Here is a 21277-nt window from a genome sequence, read left to right on the forward strand (position 1 = left end):
AATATAGTGTTTTTACAGCCTTATGTCAAGTTCATCATTTGTTTTATCCTGGGTTCCTACAAAATTATCATCATACTAGAAAAGTATTGTTTAGATCATAAAAAGAAAAACGGCTCCTTTAGCAAGCCGTTTTTCTTTTTATTTTTAATGCTCTGAATCCATAGGATTATACAATTTAACTTCTGGATTCTTTTCTTGGAACCAGCGAAGCGCGAAATCATTCTCGAATAAGAAAACTTTATGATCAAATCGATCATGGACAAGAAGGCTTCTTGAGCTTGAAAGATTTTCATTCACATTATCTCCATCTACCCAGCGAACAATTTTAGATCCAATTCTTTCCATAATGACTTCTGTGTTATATTCATTTTTCATTCGGTGTTCAAACACTTCAAATTGAAGCTGTCCAACAGCTCCTAAAAGTAAATCCTCGGTTTTAACGGTTTTATACAGCTGGATTGCTCCTTCTTGAACTAGCTGCTGAATCCCTTTGTGGAAATGTTTTTGTTTCATTACGTTTTTCGCATAAACCTTAACGAAAAGCTCTGGTGTAAATTGCGGAAGCCGTTCAAATTGGAATTGATCTTTTCCTGATGTTAACGTATCACCAATTTGATATGTTCCAGTATCATATATCCCGATAATATCTCCACTGACAGCTACATCTACTGTGCTCCTATCGTCTGCCATGAATTGGGTAGACTGAGCTAGTTTTATTTGCTTGCCTAGTCTAGGAATATTTACAGACATCCCGCGCTCAAATCGGCCAGAACAAATTCTAAGGAAAGCAATACGATCACGATGTGCAGGATTCATATTAGCTTGGATTTTAAAAATAAAGCCTGAAAAGCTTTCCGATAAAGGATCAATTTCTCCAGCAGTTGATTTTCGGGCTTGCGGAGGAGGTGCAAACTGCAGATAGGACTCTAAAAAAGTTTGTACCCCAAAGTTCGTTAAAGCACTTCCAAAGAAAACTGGAGTAAGCTCCCCCTCTTTCACTTTGTCAACAGAAAACTCGTTCCCAGCTTCATTTAAAAGCATAATCTCTTCGAGTGTTTGCTCATATAGACCTGATTCCTTTATAGTATGATCGCCATCAATTTCCCCATCTTCATTCAATGGAAGGAAGCGATCCTTCTCCTCAACACGGAATTGCTCAATTCGATTATTAAAACGATCGTAAATGCCAAGGAATTCTTTCCCCATTCCGATTGGCCAATTCATCGGATATGATTGAATACCCATTACTTCTTCAAGCTCTGCTAGAAGCTCTAATGGAGATCTTCCTTGCCGGTCCAGTTTATTAATAAAAGTAAAGATAGGAATGCCCCTCATTCGGCAAACTTTAAAAAGCTTTAATGTCTGCTCTTCTATCCCTTTTGCTGAATCAATAATCATTACTGCACTGTCAACAGCAGTTAATGTCCGGTACGTATCTTCACTGAAATCCTGATGTCCAGGTGTATCCAGGATATTAACACGTGCCCCGTTATAGTCAAATTGCATCACACTGGACGTAACGGATATTCCCCGCTGCTTCTCAATTTCCATCCAGTCACTTGTTGCATATTTTCCCGTCTTCTTTCCCTTTACGGTCCCAGCATCCCTAATGGCCCCTCCAAATAAAAGGAGCTTCTCAGTTAAGGTAGTTTTTCCTGCGTCCGGGTGAGATATAATAGCAAAAGTTCTGCGTGATAATACTTCCTCTTTTAATTTATTGCCCATGTAATTTCCTCACTGACTTTCAAATTTAATCGTACCTTTAATTTTATCATTTTTAAAAAACATATTGCAATACTGTATATTACACAAGACATTTTGCAAATGGTTTTAAAAATAGCTTTGAAGGCAAATTGTGTCTATAATTAAGTTATATTTTAGACTAAGAATATTTCTTTCTGGAGGTGATCCTGCTGGATTCGATTACTCATACTTTATTCGGACTTGCCTTGTATGGGACTGTTAATAAAGAGGAATTGGATAAAAATCATAAAAGAGCTTATCTTGTAACTGCGGTCGGTGCAAGTCTAATTCCTGACATTGATGTCATATCCAGGTTTTGGGATACAGAGGGCCTGTATCAAATGTGGCATCGAGGAATTACTCACTCTGTTTTCTTAACACCTTTTTGGGCCCTGTTTTTTTCACTCATTTGTTTGATCTTTTTTAAGATTAAAGATATGAAATTATTCCTGCTTGGATGGCTTGCAGTTTTTATACATGATACGAGCGATCTTTTTAATGCATGGGGAACTGGGTATTTAGAGCCGTTTTTCTCTAAAAGGATTACATTTGGGACGATCCCGATCGTAGATTTAGTATTTTGGGGAATTTTAGGAGTAGCTTTTATTTTTTCAAGAAAAGAGAAAATAAAGTCTCCTTATTATTTTAAGCTTGCCTGGGCATTCATTGCCTTACATCTAATTGTTCAAACAGCTCAAGGGTATATAATCTACAAACAATATGATGATCAATATGAGCAAGTGGCTCTTTCTGCCGGTTTTGTTCCATGGACCTTTTCTGTCATTACGATGAAGGATAATCAGGTGACTATTTTTCAAGACAATCTTTTGCAAGACAAAAAAGTTCAATATGTTCTTGAATCAGCAGCCGAAGCCGATTTAGACAAATTGTTTGATGAGCGTCCAGAAGCAAAAACTCTTTATGAATGGTCCCCATTCGTTGTTCTCGTAAACGATAAGGAGCGTCTCGGCTTATATGACCCGCGGTTTTATCGTAATGGACAATCATTTTTATTTGAATATATTGAGAAAAATGAAATAAGATGAGGGCTATAAAACCTCATCTTTGTTTTTCCACTAATTCCATTATTTCGCGAACCTATGATTGCCAATTACGGTTGTTACTTTTTTTGTTCTTAACCATTTACTGTCTGTTTTATCAGGATTAAAGAAAAATATTGAATCATCACCTTGTCCTTGAAGAGCTAAAGCTTCCATCACAGCCTTTTTAGAATCTTTATCAGAAGGCTCATTGATCGCTCCATTATCAACAGGCTGGAATTGTCTTTTTTGATATATAACATCTTTAATCTTATCCGGGAATCGGTCATCTTCTACCCGATTCAATACGACTAATGCGACTGCAACCTTTCCCTCATACGGCTCTCCTTTAGCCTCTGCATGTACAAGCCTCGCAAGGAGGTCTTTTTCAGCCCTTGAAATTGTTTTAGGTAAAATTAGCTTTTGACCAGGGTGAATCTTGTTCGACTTTAAATAATTTATTTCCTGTAACTCTATCTCAGATACTCCGTATTTCACTCCAATATTAAAAAGGGAATCGCCTTTTTGAACAGTATATATATCTACATGATCTAATGTTTCAGCATTAACATGTGTATCCTTAGATTGGATAAATTGGAATGAGAGCATCATGAATCCTGCTAGCATAGCTACTGCAAGTTTCTTCATTATATCTCCTCCTATTAGAAAAGCCTTATTTGTATGGTTGAAATTCTATGCAAGTTATGTGCCAACATATATAACCGTAACATACTTTAGTCCTAGTCAACACTCCTTAATATTTTCCATGGAATGAAAGGAATAAGCAGGAAAAACCAATAGCATATATTCATTTTAATGAGATGTTTCATAATAGTTAGTTATTAAGCACTAAAGGTATTTACTAGTTTCGAACCATTTCTTAATTGGAAAAATAAGTTATTCTACTATTAATCGAATATATAAGGGGGAATTTAGTATGAAAAGGAGTATTGTCATTCTGCTAATTTTAATGCTCGTAGTAACTACTCAAGCTTTTGCATCACAAAACGATGTGATAAAGCCATTTAATGCAGAAGGTGTAGATTCAGAAAACATCAAAGCTGGACAAGTATTCACCACAATTGAAGAGAAATCAAATTTAAAGTTCGATGGGCCAGACGCAACAATAAACAGTCTTAACGATGATGAATCAACTAATGGGGAGCCCCTTTGCTGGTACTGCACAAAATATGCTTACGGCGGAGGAGATGGCAATGTTCCGAGATATAAGGTTTGTATCGAAGGATTTTGGAGTAATATATGCCGTGCTCAATAGAAATTCCATTAAACTCGGATGTAAAAAACGAAGTCCTCCTAAAAATGGACTTCGTTTTTTGTAATGGTTTCTATTCCAAAGGCGTTTCGACATATTCATGAATGGAATTTACTTTATTAATAAAAACTGTACTATTTTCCCTAGATAAAAGATAAAATTTTTCTTGTTCTAATTCTTTTAAATAGACTAATCCTTCCTCTGCCCATACCTTTATTTTTACCGTTTCATGATTTTCTAAAGTAATAAGCAGATCATATAACGGCACAGTTCGAGGCTCATAAGAAACATTTTGAGCATTTTTTATTAATTTGTTAAAAGTATGATTCCAGTCATCATCTTCAATAAAGTAAATATCCTTTTGATTCCCCCCCTCTTTCTGAGTAAATGTATGTTTTGACTTTGCAGGGGATAATGTCATTTGAATAATTGAATTATTTTCTATTGTATTGATCATACTTGAGGTTTGGATTAGATCTGATTGATGTAAAAAAATAAAGGCAAATAAAACACATGCAGCAAACGAAACTGAAATAGTTAATATTTGTGGAAAAAGGTTTTTCGTACCTTTTGTTTGTTTATTCATCTCATCCAAGATTTTCAGTAAACTTAATTGTTTTTGCTGATTTGAGCGAGGTATATGCTTCAATTCCTGAAAAGAATGATCATATTCAGATAACTTCCTCATGGCTAACCCTCCGTTTTAGTAATTCTTTTTTTAACGCTGCCATTGCTCTAGAAGTTGTAATTTTAACTTTATTTTCATTCCAATTTAAAATTTCAGCGGTCTCCTTTATGGAAAACTCTTTGATCTTTCTTAAAATAATCACTTCCCGATAGCTAATCTTTAATTTTCTAATGGCCTCGTAAAGAATTGTAATATTCTCCCCTTTAAGTACAATTTCTAATGGTGATTGCTTTTCAGACTCGAATTGATATTTATCTATTGAAAAAAATTGGTACAACCGCTTTTTTCGTAAAAAATCGATCGTCACATTTCTGGCAATACGAAATAACCAAGTAAACATATGAGACTCTCCATTGAATTGGTCTAGACTTCTAAATGCTTTGATAAAAGCTTCTTGAGTCAAGTCTTCAGCAATCTCTTTATTATTTACTAGGAGAAAAATATAGCCGTAAATTTTATCACTATATTCTGTGTATACTTGTTCAAAATGTTCTGCAGAATTTCTTTTCATTTTATCCGCTCCCTCATACAAACTATTAGACGAATAAGGTACAAAAAAGAATCACTTTTCAAAACATATTAATGACTAATGTTGTAATATTCCCTACCTTACCAATTGTTAGCAATGATTTCCAGATCATTTATTCCTTAAATTCAATAGCATTTTAGATATGTATATCTATTCTCCTGCTCAATCATTTGAAAACAGGATAAAAGTATGTTTTTTGATCATTCCATTTAACTAGTACTATCTATCTGTTACTAAATTAGAAAGCAGAAAATTTACATTTTTTCTAAAAAGTTACATGACTTTTTTGCTATTTTTGTATCCCGATATTATTCAAATCCTCCATTAGAATAAAAGACACATCTGCTAATGACCCACTTCCTTTTCACTATAGGTCTTTTCGGTTAAATTCACTCCCCTTTCCTTTTTCTTATTTTTTCCAAAAAATACAAGAAAAATGTCAGTTTTATATGTAAATGAACATATTTCTAGTCGTTTAGATTGAGTGTTTACTAGTTCCTTTTATCTTGACCAGTCATCTTACTCTAATTCCTTTCTCTCATTTTAATCTAGCACTCAATTCCTCTCTGATTATTCGACATCTTTTTCGATTTTTATTCGCTAAAGTTTCATTAACAAAGGGTTTTCTTTCCGCCCTTTTTGGAGGTGATTATTTTCATTTAGCAACAGCAGTCAAAATCTTATTTACCAAAACAAGGAGGGATTATTTTGAAGAAGAAAAGGAATACGCGATTTCGTTGGTTTAATATCATGTTCATTGCTTTTTTAATACTCCCGCTTATGTTCCCAAACATGGGTCAAGCGGAAGCAAATGATTCTCCACATACTTCACTTAAGAAAGCAGCTCCTGAGGCTGCAAAAAGTAAAATTAGCAGCAAATTACAAGATCAATTCGCTAATCAAGGTAAAGTCACGTTTTTAATTAAGTTCAAGGAACAAGCAGACACAGCCGCAGCAGCAAAAAATGCTGAAAAAAATGCTTTAAGTCAAAATGTAACACCAGCTAAATTAAAATACATGAAACGATCCGCAGTTCTATCCTCCCTACGATCTACTGCTTTTGAAACTCAAGGCCCTGTTGCAGAATTCCTCCAAAAAATGGAGAAAGAGGGAAAAGCAACAGATGTTGAATCCTTCTATATTGTGAATGCCATCGCTGTTACTGCTACAAAAGAGGTCATGGAACAAGTCGCAGCCTTCCCTGAAATTGACAAAATTCTACCAAACGAAATTAGACAGCTGAATATTTCAGAAAAGGTTGCCGAGCCCCCTTTACTTCAGCTAGATAAAAAAACAGAAGCTGAAACGAACTCAATAGAATGGAATATTGAAAGAGTCGGTGCCCCAGCCGTTTGGGCAATGGGAATTGATGGATCTGGTACGGTTGTTGCATCTATAGACACCGGTGTCCAATGGGATCATCCAGCACTAAAGGAAAAATACCGAGGCTATAATCCAGCCAATCCTAATTCTCCAACACATGAATTTAACTGGTTTGACGCTACAGCTGGACGATCTGCACCGTATGATGATGTTGGTCATGGCACTCATGTAACTGGAACAATGGTTGGTGCAGAACCAAACGGAGCCAATCAAATCGGAGTAGCACCTGGTGCCAAATGGATTGCTGTTAAAGCGTTTACAGCAGCTGGCGGTTCAGATAGAGATCTCATTGCTGCTGGTGAATGGATTTTAGCGCCAAAGGATGCCGCTGGAAATCCTCATCCTGATAAAGCTCCTGATGTTGTAAATAACTCTTGGGGCGGTGGTCCAGGACTTGATGAATGGTATCGTCCAATGGTTCAAGCGTGGCGTGCAGCAGAAATTTTCCCAGAATTCTCTGCAGGCAATACAAGAATCGGGAATCCAGGGGGACCAGGATCAATTGCCAATCCAGCAAACTACCCTGAATCGTTCGCTACTGGTGCAACAGATATTAACAATGGATTAGGCAGCTTCTCCCTTCAAGGACCATCACCATATGGAGAAATCAAACCTGATATCTCTGCACCTGGTGTAAATATTCGTTCTTCCGTACCAGGAAGCGGGTATGAGGGAGGCTGGAATGGAACGTCCATGGCAGGACCGCATGTTTCAGCTGTTGCAGCCATGCTTCGTCAAGTTAATTCAAGTCTTTCTGTCGAAGATATGGAAGAAATATTAATCCAAACAGCTTCACCTTTAACGAACGGACAATATCCTGGAACACCAAATAATGGTTTTGGATATGGTCTCGTCAATGCATATGATGCCGTTTCCTCTGTCATATCCGGCCTTGGAAAGATTAAAGGCCAAGTAGCAAAAGAAGGCAATGATAGTGAAGCACCTGAAGTGGTTCACGTTGCTCCGCAAGAAACATACGCAGGAATGGATCTTTCCTTAGAATTAAGAGCAACTGACAACGTAAGTGTATTAAACACAGTCCTTGAATACTTAAAATCTGACGGCAGCTGGGCAACTTTACAAGGAGCAAGAATTTCAGGAGACTATAAAGATGGAATTTACAAAGTAACAATACCTGGAGATGAGATTTCTATACCATCCATCACATATAAATGGAAGGTCAATGACTTTGGAGGAAATGAAGTCGTAACTGATAACTTTGTAGTATCTGTTATGCCTGGCATCACCATAGGCTATTCACAGGATTTTGAATCTGAGCCAATAGGCTGGACATCATTTGGTGAATTTAATAGCTGGCAATGGGGAGTGCCAACCTCCGGACCAGGAAATGCAGCATCCGGCGAAAAAGTATACGCCACTAATCTTTCAGGAAACTACGATAACAGAGCTAATATGACATTAGTTATGCCGCCAATCGACCTCCCAGAAGGAAATGCATACTTACAGTTTAAGCATTGGTATAACCTTGAAAGAAACTGGGATTTTGGCCATGTTTTTGTCTCAACTGACATGGAAAACTGGACACAAATGCTTCGCATCACGGATATTACTTCCGGCTGGATTGACGGAGAAGTTAATTTAAGTGAATATGCAGGTCAAAGAATCTACGTAGGCTTCAATGTAAAAACAGATGGTTCTGTACAAAGACCAGGCTGGTACATTGATGATGTGCAGCTTTCAAACACTGCCCTACAGGCCGCAAATAGTAATCAGCTGGCAATTACGAATCCTTCTGAAGCTGCAGATGACTCCGATACTGCTCTAAAGGATGAAAAGGTAGATCCTGACAAGATTGTACCTGTAAAAGAAAAGGTAATACAAAATAATGGCTCACAAAATCAGCCTGCCCCTGCTCTCCTACCATTAACCGCTGAAGTGAGCATTTTAGAATCAGGCAGATCCGTATTTACAAAACCTTTTGATGGCACATATGAATTTACACATGCTTCCGGATCCTTTACTGTGCAAGCAGAGGCTTATGGATACCGTTCCCAGGCACAGACTGTTAATATTCCTCAAGACGGTGAAGTGACAGCTAATTTTGTTTTAGAGCCAATCCCGCAAGGAACAGTTTCTGGTACTGTTACAAATCATGCTACAGGTCAACCTGTTGCAAATGCTACACTCCTTTTAGTAGAGGATGCTGCTGTACAGCCAGTAGAAACAAATGCAAACGGAGAATATTCCATTACTGCGTATGAAGGCAACTACACGTTAAAGGTGATGGCACCTTCATACTATAGCCAAGATATTGCTATTAGTATTAGTGAAACTCCATTAGAACAAAATGTACAGGTAAAGCCGTTCATTGGTTTCCCAGGTGAAATTGGCTATGATGACGGTACAGCTGAAAATGCCCGTGCCTTCTATGATGCAGGAAATGGCTGGGCTGTTAAAATGTCTCTTACTTCTGGACACAAAAATGCAATGGTAACAGGCGGATTATTCCGATTCTGGAATACGGAATGGCCAATTCCAGGCGGAACAGCTTTCAAAGTAGAAGTATACGATGCAAGTGGTCCTGATGGTGCTCCTGGTAAAAAATTAGCAGGGCCATTCGATGCCACCGCCTTAAGAAATGGTGAATGGACACATGTTGATTTAAGTGAGCATGGAATCATGGTAAACGGCGATTTCTATATGGTTTACATCCAAACTGCACCAAATCCGAATGCTCCTGGCTTAGCAACAGATGAAAATGGAACAAATGCGAAGCGAAGCTGGCAGCTGGTAGGAGGTTCTTGGTCACCGTCACCTGTAGCAGAAGGCAACTATATGATCCGTTCTACGGTCAATTATGAGGTCACTGCACCTGTGATAACGTCACCAGCAGATGGCGTATTTACAAATGAAGGAACGGTAACTGTTGAAGGAACAACGGTACCATCTACAACCGTCACTATTTTCAATCATGGCGAAGAAGTTGCAACGGCTGAAGCTACCGAAGCTGGAATATTCTCTGCTGATGTAACATTGACAGAAGGTGAAAATATCTTAACTGCGAAGGTGACAACAGATTTAGGGTCAACAGATGCTTCAAATCCTGTGAAAATTGTTTTCGACCAAACGAAACCAGAACTAGCCATTACTACACCAGAGGATAAATCAAAAACAAATAAAGAAACAGTAACCGTTGAAGGTACAGTATCCGATGAAAATCTTGATTCAGTACAGGTTAATGGTCAAAGTGCAAATATAGCCGATGGCAAATACTCACTTCGTATTATTCTAAGTGAAGGTGAAAACATAATCACTGTTATTGCTCAAGACAAGGCAGGTAATTCTGAGGAAAAAACTGTAACAGTAAATGCAAAATATACTCCACCAACTATTGAAAATCTGCTTCCTGCAGAGGACAAGGAATTAAAGAAAGGCGAAACAGTCAAAATTGAATTTGACAGCGATCCTGGGTTAAAAGGAACTTTTGCAATCAGAATGCCATTAACAAACACTGGTGGACAGCTTTCTGACGCTAATTCACTTCCAATGACGGAAACTTCACCAGGACATTATGTAGGCTACTACACGGCCACATCAAACGTAAAAGCACCTGGAGCAGAAATAGAAGTTCATGTAACAGACGACTATGGAAATGAATCTCGAAAAATTGCTGATGGCAAGCTTTACATTAATGAAAAAAAGAAAAAGGAAAAAGATAACACAGGAAAAAGGAATAATGGAAATAATAGCAATGAAGAAGTAATTGAAGAAAACGAAAATGTTGAAAATTAAGTAATCAGAGACAGGCTCAGTTTTCAAAATGGGCCTGTTTTATACTTGCATTAATTCCATTATTCAACCTGAAAAAAGCAAGAGAGGTTCACTCTCTCGCTTCCTTCTTAACAAAAGCTAAAACATGAAGCACCTACGATGATAAGCAGAATAAACAGGACAACGATTAAAGCAAAACCGCCTCCAAATCCGCCACATCCAAAACCGCCACCATAACCGCCATAACCATAGCCGCCGTATCCAAATGACATAAACCCATCTCCTCCCTATCAATTAAAAGCATTTTTTAAATAAATCCGAACCCGCCACCGAATCCCCAAGAAGCACCAATAATGATTAACAATATAAACAATACAACAAGTAGAGCGAAGCCTCCACCGCATGCAATTCCATCTGACATATTAATTTACCTCCTTTGTTTGATTCCTTATATCCTATTCAATTAAGCTATTGTGTGCGATAGACGAATGCACAATTTTTGGGTTATTTCATTAGGACAATCTATAAATCTTGTATTTTCGCCTAATATTTATGAAATAGGCTAAATTAGTGATTGGTGTTGATTTAGCCATATATGTGCTTGTGAACGGGTTTTAATCGGGACGAAAACATTCGAGAACATGCTCGAATGGCAGTTTGCGAGTCAACAAAAAAAGGGGGGATCTAAACAGATCACCGCCCTTTCGCTAAGCCATATTCAGTAATGAAAATTAATATTTACTTATTTCTCTTTCATCTTTTGCTTCATAGTCATTCTTGCTTGTCAACTCATTCGTTAGCTCATTTATGCTCTGACGGATATTTCCCTTTCCGGAAAAGTTCTCGATCAGTTCTTTTACATCAATACCTGAGGATGCTTTAAGACTTTCTTGCATCGTGGACATTAAATTCGTTGCATATCCTGTGATTTTATTAGCACCGCCATTTTTTCCGTCACTGCCTGTATCAACAACCGTAATCTTATCAATATTGGAAAGCGGGGTTGCCACTTGCTTTGCGTATTCAGGAAGCATTTCCAAAACCATATCCATAATAGCTGCCTGACCATATTGCTCAAAGGCCTCGGCAATTTTTCGTTTCGCCTCTGCTTCAGCAAGACCTTTCAGGCGAATGATTTCAGCTTCTGCCTCACCTTGTGCACGTTGTGATTCTGCTTTAGCCAATCCATCCACTCGAACTCTTTCAGCTTCTGCACGAGCTTGGGCTTCAATTAAGTATTTATTTGCATCTGCTTCAGCTATTTGCTTTTTCTTGTTAGCTTCAGCAGCCTGCTCTACAGCATACCGGTCTGCATCTGCCTTTTTCTTTACTTCGGAATCATATTGACGTTCTCTTCTTAGTATTTCTTTTTCTTCTAATTCAATTTGTTTCTGACGCTCGATAATCTTAATTTGCATTTCCTGCTCTGTTACCTCTTGCTTTGCACGTGCTGTCTCTAAATCATAGGCTTGGTCTGCCCGAGCTTTTGCAATATCCTGCTCCCTGCGGTAATCAGCTATTTTCATTTGATTTTCTTTCTCAGCTTCGGCAATCTCTGTTGCTCTTTCAAGCTCAGCCCTTTGTGCGTCTTTATCAGCTTCTGCACGTTTGATCCGCGTTTCCATCTCAGCCTCTGCTGTTGCAATATCTGCATCCCGCTTCACCTGAGCGATTCTAGGCTTTCCTAAAGAGTCTAAATAACCGTTCTTGTCACGGACATCCTTAATTGTAAATGAAACGATGATTAAACCCATTTTTGCAAGATCCTGTGATGCGACTCTCTGAACTTCTTGGGAAAACTTATCCCGATTTTTATAAATTTCTTCAACAGTCATTGAACCAAGAATCGATCTCAAATGGCCTTCAAGGACCTCTTTCGCTTCATTTTCTCGGTCTTCCTTTGATTTTCCAAGAAATTGTTCTGCGGCTGTTGCAATCTCTCCAATGGAGCCGCCAATTTTAATGATCGCTGTACCATCCGCCATAACAGGTACGCCTTGTTCTGTATATACTTCAGGAGTAGATACCTCCAGCTTACTTGATAGTAAGCTTAACGGCTCAGCCTGCTGGAACACAGGCAGCACAAATGTACCACCGCCGCGGATAATTTTTATTTTATTTCCTGATTCATCCACATGTACATTTTTGCTGCCGAGATAGCTCCCTGTTACAATTAAGGCTTCGTCCGGACCAGCCGTTCTATACTTAGTAATAAAGATTCCTAATAAAGCAATTAATAAAAAGGCTGCAATTCCAATTACAATCCAAATCGTGAGCATAAATTTTCCTCCAATCTAGTATTCATTTTGTGGCACAACATAAAGAACCCCATCTTTAATGTCGATCACAAGAACTTTTTTTCCTTCCTCTATGATTTTGTTATCGAAGCTAGCAGCAGGCTTAGAAATCCTGCCGCTAATACTTTCAATCAAAACCTCGCCAAATCCATTCTCTGGAATTGGAATAATGACATTCCCCAATCTCCCTTTCAAAGAATCCTCTGTGTACACAAGCGACTCCTCAGAATTGGCTAATGGAATAAGAACAAATACATTTAGCAGGGTATCTAATATGATAGAAACAATTGCAGCAATGACCATTATTAGGATACTGTTTAGTCCTGTTACAGCTTCAAGCACATATCCGATTGCTGATAAAAAAGTTAAAAATGCTAAAACTAGTACCGGATTAAGGAACCCAGCTGCTTCAGATATCCCTTCGATCACATCACCGAAAAATAAGTATAAGATAATTAAACTCCCCGAAATAATAAGCGTATACAAATAGATTGTTTGGATACCGACTCCAAATATCTCCATCACTATTCAGGCCCTTTCCTTTTCATGATAACAGCCATTCGTACCCCCCCTTTAATAATCTATTTATTTGTACTCTACCTTACTTACGGATGATTGGAGGAAAATGTTTCAATTTTTAAAAAATAATTTTCAAATAACTATTTTAAGTGTTACTTAGATTCCTAAACTTTAGCCTTTTTCTGTCATCTTCGTAATTCTTCATGCATACGATACTCAGGAGATTAGTCTTTTCTTAACAGGAGGCATGAAAGAAGAATGTCGAGGTCACAAAGGTATTCTGAAAAATCATATATTGTAATAAAACGCTTCATTCTGTTCTTTTCCTTATGTATTTCAGCTTTTACTGCCCTTTATTTTTATTCTCAAAGCTTAATTAAGATTGAGGCACCAAAAAAAGTGCTTGGTGAAAAAATCATTATTCAGCTGCCATCTGGGGATCATGTTTTTACTTATGAGAACTTGATTGTAAACGAGGATGGCAAGCTATATTACAAAGGGGAGCGAAATCAAATTGACCTAACTGGCGGAATTGTGATTTATGAGGAATGGGAGGATAAATAAAAAGAGGCAGCCATAAAACTTCAATTGAAGTTCTTATGGGAGCATCCCCCTTGAACATTTCACTTTTACTTAATACCAGTATCCATAAGGCGGGTAAAAAGGATAAGGTGGATAGTATGGATAGTATGGATAACCATATCCTCCCCATCCTCCACCAAGTGCTGCTCCTAAATCTAATCCTCCTAAAAACGGAAAACCGAATCCAAAGAATGGTCCGCCAAACCCAAAGCCAAAGCCTGGGCGGCCGAACCCTCCAAATCCTCCAAATCCAAATGGTCGAATCCTTTCGTCATTCATATCAATAGTATTTGGTATTACATTCATATTCAATTTTGTTCCTCCTCATTTTCTTCTACATATTTTCACACCCATTAAATAGAATTCAAAGCAATATATAAATTCTTGGGTAATTATCTAGAAAAGGGAACTATTACTAATTAAAACGAATAAAAGAGACCCTCCAAAGAAGGGTCCCTGCCTTATCAATCTTATTACTGTCCTTGCTGATTCTTCAGCTGCTCCTGTCCCATAGCGACAAGACGCTTTGTCATTTCGCCGCCAACTGAACCATTTGCTCGTGCGGTTGTATCTGCACCAAGTTGAACTCCAAACTCGCCTGCTATCTCATATTTCATTTGATCTAATGCATTTTCAACACCAGGTACTAAAAGTTTGTTTCTAGCCATGATACATCACTCCCACCACGATTAGTTGAGCAAGTAATTGCTCTATTCTAATTTAACCGAAGGCTGGATGCTTCATTCATTTTTGAAGACGATTAATTATGTAGGAAGGTTTGAGGTGACACGGCCATAGCCTAATTTTGGGTTATGGACATGCAGCATAAGATGAGTAAACGAAAATAAATATATTTATAAATTCAAGCGGTTTATTTACATAAATGGAGGTACTCCCTTACTAATCTCAGACACAAGAGAAGCGATGGATTGAATCTGCTGATCATCTAAATCAAACGCTTTTTTAATTTTTTCTTCTAACTCAGCGGTTACTCTTCGTTTACCTACTTCTACTAATGCAATAAGCGAGAAACTGCAGCTGACAATCTTTGCAAAATCTCGCTGATTCATCTCATAACTCTTTCTTAGAAACTTAATAATTTCTTTATTCATTCTCAATGCTCATACCCCCCTTTACAGTATCATATTATTTAAATAAATTAGCATTGAAATGATCCTTTTGTAAAGTAAATTATTTTCGCCAACTGAAGAGAACACAACAAGAACCAATTAATACCTTTTGTGAAAGGAGACTTATTTAATTGATTATTATTTCAAGTTATGAAATAAAGCCTAATCAAAGCAACTTTCAGGGGACGGAAAGGGAGATATTTATCGCTTTAGAAAGCAGCCCTTCCATTCATCAATATGATTCCTTACATGAATTGCTTTTTGATATACGATTAAGGAAGCATATTATTTTAGCAGCGAAAGACCTTCAAAAAAGCGAAGCAACATTTACTCCATTTATTACATCTAAATTTAATCCGAAAATTTGGACGAAAATCAAATACGGCTATTTACTTAATCCCTCAATCCAGCCATCCGATGCACTTAAAGATGTATTTAAAAATGGGAAGGAATACGCATTTGAATGTTCAACCGCTATTGTATTTATTTATTATAAAGCAGTGCTTGATTTGATTTCAGTCAGTTATTTCAATACTTTATTCCAGAGGCTCCTTGTTTGGGATTGGAACTATGACTCAGATTTAAGTATAGTTACAAAAATAGGAAGTGATTTTATCCCAGGGGATGTTGTCTACTTTTTTAATCCCGATTATGGGCACCCAGTATGGACAGGTGAAAATGCTGTTTATTTAGGAGATGGTTTATATTTTGGTCATGGAATTGGAATTAAAACGGAAGAAGAGATGATTAAAACCCTCAATACACTTAGGAGGAAAAACGCAACAAGATCTGCCTATTTAATATCTCAGCATAGCAGATTAAATACTAAATATTTATCACAATTTGCCAAGCCTCTATATGGGTAAACATAACCAAAAGGCTCCAAATTTAAATGTTAATGAAATATAGGCGCCTTTGGTTATTCATTTTTGTTCCAGGGCTCAAACGAAAATGGTATGCCAATCATTCGGGCAGTCAGCTCATCATAAGAGACTAAATCATTTCTTGACAGTTCTTTTAATGAGCGTTTTCCCATTGCTCTTAAAGCCATTTTCATTTCTTCGGTGCTTGCAGTTAAGAATTTTTCTGCTGCTTGAGCCCCGTCTTCAATCTTAAATTGATCCTTAAACTTTCCGTTATTCCATACAACTTGGGTAGGCGGTTCAAAAGGAACGGCATTCAATATTTGATTATGAGCGACAGTAAACAGCATCGCTGAACCTAAATAGACAGCATCAGCACCGAGGGCTAGTACTTTTAAAAAGTGCCCTGGGACTAAAAGCCCTCCTGAGAAAATTAAACTAATCTGTCCCCTCATATTTCTCTTTTCTAAATGATTAACAGCCCGGACAATCGCATGCAGTGTCGGAATTCCAAAATCATCATATAAAATCGGTGGTGCTCCGTGCATGGCTGCTTGTCCGCCATCAATCGCAATATAATCAACACCCATTTCAATGATATGATCAATATCCTCTTCAATTTTTCCGCCTGCCCCAATTTTGACCCCGATAGGAACGCCACCTGTCAGCTCCCTTAGGTCATGTACAAGTTCTTTCAAGTCCTCTAATGTTTGATTTTCAAAAAAATTTTCATTGATCACTGCTTCTTCATTGTCCTTAAGACCCAATATTTCTCGGGCACGACCGGTTAATTCTTCGGGCGGAATTTTTCTTCCCATCCCGAATACTGCACCTTGTCCCAATTTAATTTCAATCATATCTGCGCGCTTTATAACGGCTTCTTCCTTTGCCCATTCTGTTTTGGCAAACTGTAAAATATACTTCCCAGCTGTATTTAATTCTTCAGGCAGAATTCCTCCTTCACCCGAGTTAATCGCTGTTCCCACATTATTTGCGGCAGACGCCAAGGAAAGTCTCACCTGTTCACTAAGTGCGATTCCATATCCCATCCCGCTAATCATAAGCGGAATTTTTATTTTCATTGGTTTTTTCGATTTTGGTCCAATCGTAACAGCTACATCTACTTCTTCTTCCCCATCAATTGGAAATGGTGTAGTTTGTGCCGGGATAAATGTAATCGGGTCAAGATTCGGCCATTTTTTAGAAGAACCTCCAAGTGGCCGAAAAAGGACTTTGCCTTTTTCTGCACGCAAGCTATTTTCAAGGACATTTTGAATGCCCATATGTCTAAACCCTGGTATCATCTCTATAATATTTTCTTGATAACTATCTGTAAAAATGATTTTCCCAAATTGCTTAACGATTTTTTTTGTAAGCCAGCGCCAAGCAATTAGCATGAAAAAAAATATGACAAATAACAAAGCAATCATTATAAAAGTTAAAAAGTTAAGTACGTTCAACAAATACACTTCCCAACATCAAGTAAAGCTTCAATTTTCCCATGGTTCAAATGAAAACGGAATTCCGATTATTTGTGAAGTCTGATCATCATATGACACTAAATCTTTTTTTGACAACTCTTTTAAAGATCGTTTTCCCATAGCCCTTAATGCCATTTTCATTTCCTCTGTACTGGCTGTTAAGAATTTCTCTGCTGCTTGAACGCCATCTTCGATCTTGAATTGATCCTTGAACTTTCCGTCATTCCAAACAGCTTGAGTAGGCGGTTCAAATGGAACCGCGTTCAATATTTGATTATGAGCGACTGTAAACAACATGACAGATCCTAAATAGACAGCATCAGCTCCGAGTGCAAGCATTTTCAAAAACTGCCCGGGTACAAAGAGACCTCCGGAGGCAATTAAACTAATTTGTCCCTTCATGTTTCTCTTTTCAAGGTGATTAGCAGCCCTAACAATCGCATGCAAGGTCGGTATACCAAAATCATCAGATAAAATTGGTGGTGCACCGTGAGTCGCTGCTTGTCCGCCATCAATAGCAATATAGTCAACACCCATTTCTATTAAATGATCAATATCTTCTTCAATTTTTCCGCCTGCACCCATTTTTACACCTATTGGAACGCCACCGGTTAATTTGCGTAAATCCTTCACAAGTTGTTTAAGATCGTCCAGCGTTTGATTATCAAAAAAGTTTTCATAGATAACTGCCTGTTCGTTTTCTTTCAGCCCCATTAATTCAATAGCACGAGGCGATAAATTATTCGGTGATATCTTTCCGCCCATGGCAAATAATGCGCCTTGCCCCAATTTAATCTCAATCATATTAGCCTGCTTCAAGATACTTTTATCCTTTGACCATTCTGTTTTTGAAAACTGTAGAATGTATTTTCCTGCTTTATCTAATTCTTCTGGAAGGACCGGTCCTTCACCAGAATTAATCGCAGTTCCTACATTTTTAGCTGCCTCCGCTAAAGATAACCGCACTTGTTCACTAAGTGCGATACCATAAGCCATTCCACTAATTATCAGAGGGATTTTAATTTTCAATGGTTTTTTTGCTTTAGGTCCTATCGTTACTTGAACATCTACTTCCTCTTCACCATCGACAGGAAATGGAGTCGTTTGTGCAGGGATAAAGGTAATTGGCTCTAAATGAGGCCATTTTTTCGAAGAACCAAGTGGCCGGTGTAAGATATCACCCGATTCTGCACGCAAACTATTTTCAAGCACATTTTGAATGCCCATATGCCTGAATCCAGGTAACATTTCAATAATATTTTCTTGATAACTATCCGTTAAAATAATTTTGCCCATTTTCTTTACCATCCGTTTCATAAGCCACCGCCAACCGAAAAGTATAAATAAAAAAAGGACAAAAGATATTACGATCATCGCAAAAGTCATATAAGTTAATATATTCGACATTTTTCTACTCCAAAATCAAATAAAAAATCCATTTAGTATGTCCTAGTATTTCCAAATTAGGTAAATAATATGATCGGCATTGCATGAAAACTTTCCTTGGAGAAAAGACTAAGAAGAAAAAATGTCAATTGGAGAATTTTTTATGAAGTTAATTAATAATACTTTACACAGACCTTTTCCATTGCCCTCAAAAAATTGGATTATGCGACAGACATGGAGAGACCTATTGTTTATTCATTGGCCTATTCCATCTGAAAAATTGCGTAAGCATATTCCAGCATCTTTAGAAATTGACACATTTAATGGATCTGCTTGGTTGGGAATAATTGTTTTTGTTATGGACGGCATTTATCCTCGAGGATTGCCCAACATTTCCATCCTGCCTAAATTTCAAGAAATTAATGTACGTACATATGTTAAGTGTAACGGGAAAAGCGGCATTTATTTTCTTTCTTTAGATGTTTGCGACTGGGCTTCCTACACAATTGCAAAAAGATGGCTTCGTCTGCCTTATCAATCTGCACAAATTTCAATAGAAAAAAAGGGTCAAAACTTTCATTATAAAAGCATTCGTAAAAGAAAAACAAAATACGAGATCACTATTGATGGAACATATAAACCACTAGAAGAAGTTTATTTGCCTAAGGAAGGAACACTTGATCATTTTCTGACTGAACGCTATTGTTTTTTTAGTTCAAATAATGGTATCCATACATATTGCTTGGAAATCCACCATCAGCCATGGCAGTTACAAAAGACTGAGATAGAAATATATAAGAATACCCTTTTTACACCGTTTAATATTGATGTTAACAAAGTAACACCAATCTCCCACTTTTCTAAGGGGACAGATTCACTAATTTGGAATATTAAAAAAATTGGAGTGTAATAAAAAAAAATTTTCAACAAAAAAAGCCCATATGTTAATTTGGGGATTAATTGTATAAAAACACCTAAATGAAGAATCTTAGAAATAAGAGTTAGAGTAGCCGCAAAAAATAGTGGGGGGAACGAGCTTGATTCGTAATGTAAATAAATTATTAAGGAAATCAAAAGATAAAAAGGTTCAATTCCAAAATATGAATCATGAATCCAAGCCTCAGGATCCACTCCAATATAATTTAAGTGCAAATGAAGAAGTTTTTCGTTCAATTTATGAAAACTGTTCTGATGTTGTATTTCGGCACTTCTTACTTTTTGGAAAGAAAAAAGCTTTAATCATTTTTATTGAAGGGCTTTCAGATAATGATAGCATTGAAAAATATGTTCTCTCCCCTCTTATGCAGGAGGTCGGTCATGAATCTAAGACTATTGATAAATTCCTAGAACAAAAACTTCCGGTTTCTAAAGTAAATAGAGTCCAATTATTGGCTGATTGTATTGAATCAATCTCATCGGGTAAACCAATTCTATTATTTGAAGGGGAAAAAGACGGATTTTCCTTAGGTTTAGCAAAATGGGAAAAGAGAAGTATTGAGGAACCATCAGCAGAGTCTGTAATAAGAGGTCCGCGTGAAGGCTTTACGGAATCATTGCAGGTGAGCACATCACAATTAAGGAGAATTATTAAAAGCCCTGCATTAAAAATACGAACAATGAAAATCGGAACTTACACAAAAACAACCGTTGCACTAGCTTATATTAAAGAGTTAGCGGACAAAACACTGATAGAAGAAATAAATAACCGTCTTCAAAGGATCCAGATTGATGGGATATTGGAGAGTGAATATATCGAGGAAATGATTGAGGATAATCCTTATTCACCATTCCCGCAAATATTGTCAACAGAACGTCCAGATATTGTATGTGGGAATTTACTAGAAGGACGTGCTGCTATTTTGGTTGAAGGTTCCCCCTTCTGCCTAGTTGCGCCAATTTCCTTTTTTTCTTTGCTTCAATCACAGGAAGATTATTATCAACGTTTTATGATTAGCACGTTTATCCGTTGGTTACGATATGTGTTCTTTGGAGTATCTCTCTTGCTTCCTTCACTTTATGTGGCTGTTACGACATTCCATCAAGAGATGGTCCCAACAGCACTGCTGCTTAGTATTGCAGCCGCCAGGGAGACAGTCCCTTTTCCTGCCTTAGTAGAGGTGTTTCTTATGGAAATCACGTTTGAAGCACTGCGAGAGGCAGGGGTTCGATTACCGAAACAAGTAGGGGCCGCTGTCAGTATTGTTGGAGCCCTCGTCATTGGACAAGCTGCAGTCCAAGCAGGAATCGTTTCAGCACCAATGGTCATTGTTGTAGCAATTACAGGAATTGCTTCATTTATGATCCCTCGCTATATAGCCGGAATTGCTATCCGTTTGCTGCGATTTCCGATTATTTTTCTTGCCGGTACATTAGGGCTGCTTGGGATCGTGATGGGTATCCTGGCTATAGTGATTCACTTATGCAGCTTGCGTTCCTTTGGTGAACCCTATCTAGCACCTTTAGCACCACTTAAAGGCCATGAACTCAGGGATGTTCTGTGGAGATCCCCTTTATGGATGATGGATAAACGCCCGCACCTTACTGGGGAATCGAATATATATCGACAGACTTCAGGTATGGAACCGAATCCAAATAGAGGCGGAGAATCGGAAAATTAAAGGATGAGGGTGA

The 21277-nt window shown here is 37.6% G+C and carries 20 protein-coding genes; 7 read left to right on the plus strand and 13 right to left on the minus strand.

All coding sequences use genetic code 11. The annotated features are described in order from the left end of the window. Window positions 1-144: 144 nt before the first annotated feature. Window positions 145-1725 carry a peptide chain release factor 3 gene (locus V7122_RS09410; protein WP_335354010.1) on the minus strand — a complete coding sequence of 527 codons (1581 nt, stop codon included), beginning with the start codon at window positions 1723-1725 and terminating at the stop codon, window positions 145-147. A 188-nt stretch (window positions 1726-1913) separates the two neighbouring features. Here V7122_RS09410 and V7122_RS09415 point away from each other — a divergent pair, with 188 nt between their 5' ends. Further along, window positions 1914-2789, plus strand: a complete 876-nt coding sequence (locus V7122_RS09415) for a metal-dependent hydrolase (protein WP_335354011.1) — start codon at window positions 1914-1916, stop codon at window positions 2787-2789. A gap of 39 nt (window positions 2790-2828) precedes the next feature. On the opposite strand, the gene V7122_RS09420 is transcribed toward V7122_RS09415, so the two are convergent. Next, window positions 2829-3431 carry a cell wall hydrolase gene (locus V7122_RS09420; RefSeq protein ID WP_335346914.1) on the minus strand — a complete coding sequence of 201 codons (603 nt, stop codon included), beginning with the start codon at window positions 3429-3431 and terminating at the stop codon, window positions 2829-2831. Window positions 3432-3720: 289 nt separating this feature from the next. Here V7122_RS09420 and V7122_RS09425 point away from each other — a divergent pair, with 289 nt between their 5' ends. Then, window positions 3721-4059, plus strand: a complete 339-nt coding sequence (locus tag V7122_RS09425; protein ID WP_335346915.1) for a hypothetical protein — start codon at window positions 3721-3723, stop codon at window positions 4057-4059. A 70-nt stretch (window positions 4060-4129) separates the two neighbouring features. Here V7122_RS09425 and V7122_RS09430 read toward each other — a convergent pair whose 3' ends face one another. Further along, window positions 4130-4744, minus strand: a complete 615-nt coding sequence (locus V7122_RS09430; protein WP_335482926.1) for a hypothetical protein — start codon at window positions 4742-4744, stop codon at window positions 4130-4132. Continuing rightward, a complete protein-coding gene (locus tag V7122_RS09435) occupies window positions 4728-5255 on the minus strand; it encodes an RNA polymerase sigma factor (protein ID WP_335482924.1) in 528 nt (175 codons plus the stop codon). Before V7122_RS09435 ends, V7122_RS09430 begins: the two co-directional genes overlap by 17 nt. A gap of 768 nt (window positions 5256-6023) precedes the next feature. On the opposite strand from V7122_RS09435, the gene V7122_RS09440 reads away from it, so the two are divergent. Beyond that, window positions 6024-10409 (plus strand): S8 family serine peptidase, encoded by a 4386-nt coding sequence (locus tag V7122_RS09440; protein ID WP_438824776.1) that lies wholly within the window; start codon window positions 6024-6026, stop codon window positions 10407-10409. Between the two features lie 107 nt (window positions 10410-10516). Here the strand turns inward: V7122_RS09440 and V7122_RS09445 are convergent, their stop codons facing one another. From V7122_RS09445 to V7122_RS09460, 4 genes are all read right to left on the minus strand, one after another. Beyond that, entirely contained in the window at window positions 10517-10660 is a 144-nt protein-coding gene (locus V7122_RS09445; protein WP_438824030.1) for a YjcZ family sporulation protein, read from the minus strand. Between the two features lie 35 nt (window positions 10661-10695). Then, window positions 10696-10809, minus strand: a complete 114-nt coding sequence (locus V7122_RS09450; protein ID WP_335344575.1) for a YjcZ family sporulation protein — start codon at window positions 10807-10809, stop codon at window positions 10696-10698. 310 nt (window positions 10810-11119) lie between these two features. Further along, a complete protein-coding gene (locus V7122_RS09455; RefSeq protein ID WP_335354390.1) occupies window positions 11120-12667 on the minus strand; it encodes a flotillin family protein in 1548 nt (515 codons plus the stop codon). 15 nt (window positions 12668-12682) lie between these two features. Beyond that, complete coding sequence (locus tag V7122_RS09460; RefSeq protein WP_335346541.1) at window positions 12683-13207, minus strand: hypothetical protein; 525 nt, start codon at window positions 13205-13207, stop codon at window positions 12683-12685. Window positions 13208-13462: 255 nt separating this feature from the next. On the opposite strand from V7122_RS09460, the gene V7122_RS09465 reads away from it, so the two are divergent. After that, window positions 13463-13768 carry a hypothetical protein gene (locus V7122_RS09465; protein ID WP_335346537.1) on the plus strand — a complete coding sequence of 102 codons (306 nt, stop codon included), beginning with the start codon at window positions 13463-13465 and terminating at the stop codon, window positions 13766-13768. Between the two features lie 69 nt (window positions 13769-13837). Here the strand turns inward: V7122_RS09465 and V7122_RS09470 are convergent, their stop codons facing one another. The 3 genes from V7122_RS09470 to V7122_RS09480 all read right to left on the minus strand — a co-directional run bounded on the left by V7122_RS09470 (window position 13838) and on the right by V7122_RS09480 (window position 14898). After that, on the minus strand, window positions 13838-14092 hold the full coding sequence (locus V7122_RS09470) for a hypothetical protein (RefSeq protein ID WP_335346540.1): 255 nt from the start codon (window positions 14090-14092) through the stop codon (window positions 13838-13840). 167 nt (window positions 14093-14259) lie between these two features. After that, window positions 14260-14454: a small, acid-soluble spore protein, alpha/beta type gene (locus V7122_RS09475; protein WP_438824031.1), complete on the minus strand. Its 195-nt coding sequence runs from the start codon at window positions 14452-14454 to the stop codon at window positions 14260-14262. Between the two features lie 207 nt (window positions 14455-14661). Beyond that, on the minus strand, window positions 14662-14898 hold the full coding sequence (locus tag V7122_RS09480) for a helix-turn-helix domain-containing protein (RefSeq protein WP_066290188.1): 237 nt from the start codon (window positions 14896-14898) through the stop codon (window positions 14662-14664). Window positions 14899-15047: 149 nt separating this feature from the next. Between V7122_RS09480 and V7122_RS09485 the strand changes: the two genes are divergently transcribed. After that, on the plus strand, window positions 15048-15782 hold the full coding sequence (locus tag V7122_RS09485) for a protein-glutamine gamma-glutamyltransferase (RefSeq protein ID WP_335354391.1): 735 nt from the start codon (window positions 15048-15050) through the stop codon (window positions 15780-15782). Between the two features lie 53 nt (window positions 15783-15835). On the opposite strand, the gene V7122_RS09490 is transcribed toward V7122_RS09485, so the two are convergent. Together V7122_RS09490 and V7122_RS09495 are read right to left on the minus strand one after the other, a co-directional pair. Next, window positions 15836-17209: an FMN-binding glutamate synthase family protein gene (locus V7122_RS09490; protein WP_335488450.1), complete on the minus strand. Its 1374-nt coding sequence runs from the start codon at window positions 17207-17209 to the stop codon at window positions 15836-15838. A gap of 60 nt (window positions 17210-17269) precedes the next feature. After that, window positions 17270-18667 carry an FMN-binding glutamate synthase family protein gene (locus tag V7122_RS09495; RefSeq protein WP_335354393.1) on the minus strand — a complete coding sequence of 466 codons (1398 nt, stop codon included), beginning with the start codon at window positions 18665-18667 and terminating at the stop codon, window positions 17270-17272. A 202-nt stretch (window positions 18668-18869) separates the two neighbouring features. Between V7122_RS09495 and V7122_RS09500 the strand changes: the two genes are divergently transcribed. Further along, window positions 18870-19556 carry a YqjF family protein gene (locus tag V7122_RS09500; protein WP_335354401.1) on the plus strand — a complete coding sequence of 229 codons (687 nt, stop codon included), beginning with the start codon at window positions 18870-18872 and terminating at the stop codon, window positions 19554-19556. Between the two features lie 127 nt (window positions 19557-19683). Then, a complete protein-coding gene (locus V7122_RS09505; protein ID WP_438824720.1) occupies window positions 19684-21264 on the plus strand; it encodes a spore germination protein in 1581 nt (526 codons plus the stop codon). Window positions 21265-21277 lie beyond the last annotated feature (13 nt).

Origin of the sequence: Bacillus sp. JJ1532 (assembly GCF_036965085.1) — a bacterium.
In the GTDB taxonomy this organism is placed as follows: Bacteria; Bacillota; Bacilli; order Bacillales; family Cytobacillaceae; genus Cytobacillus.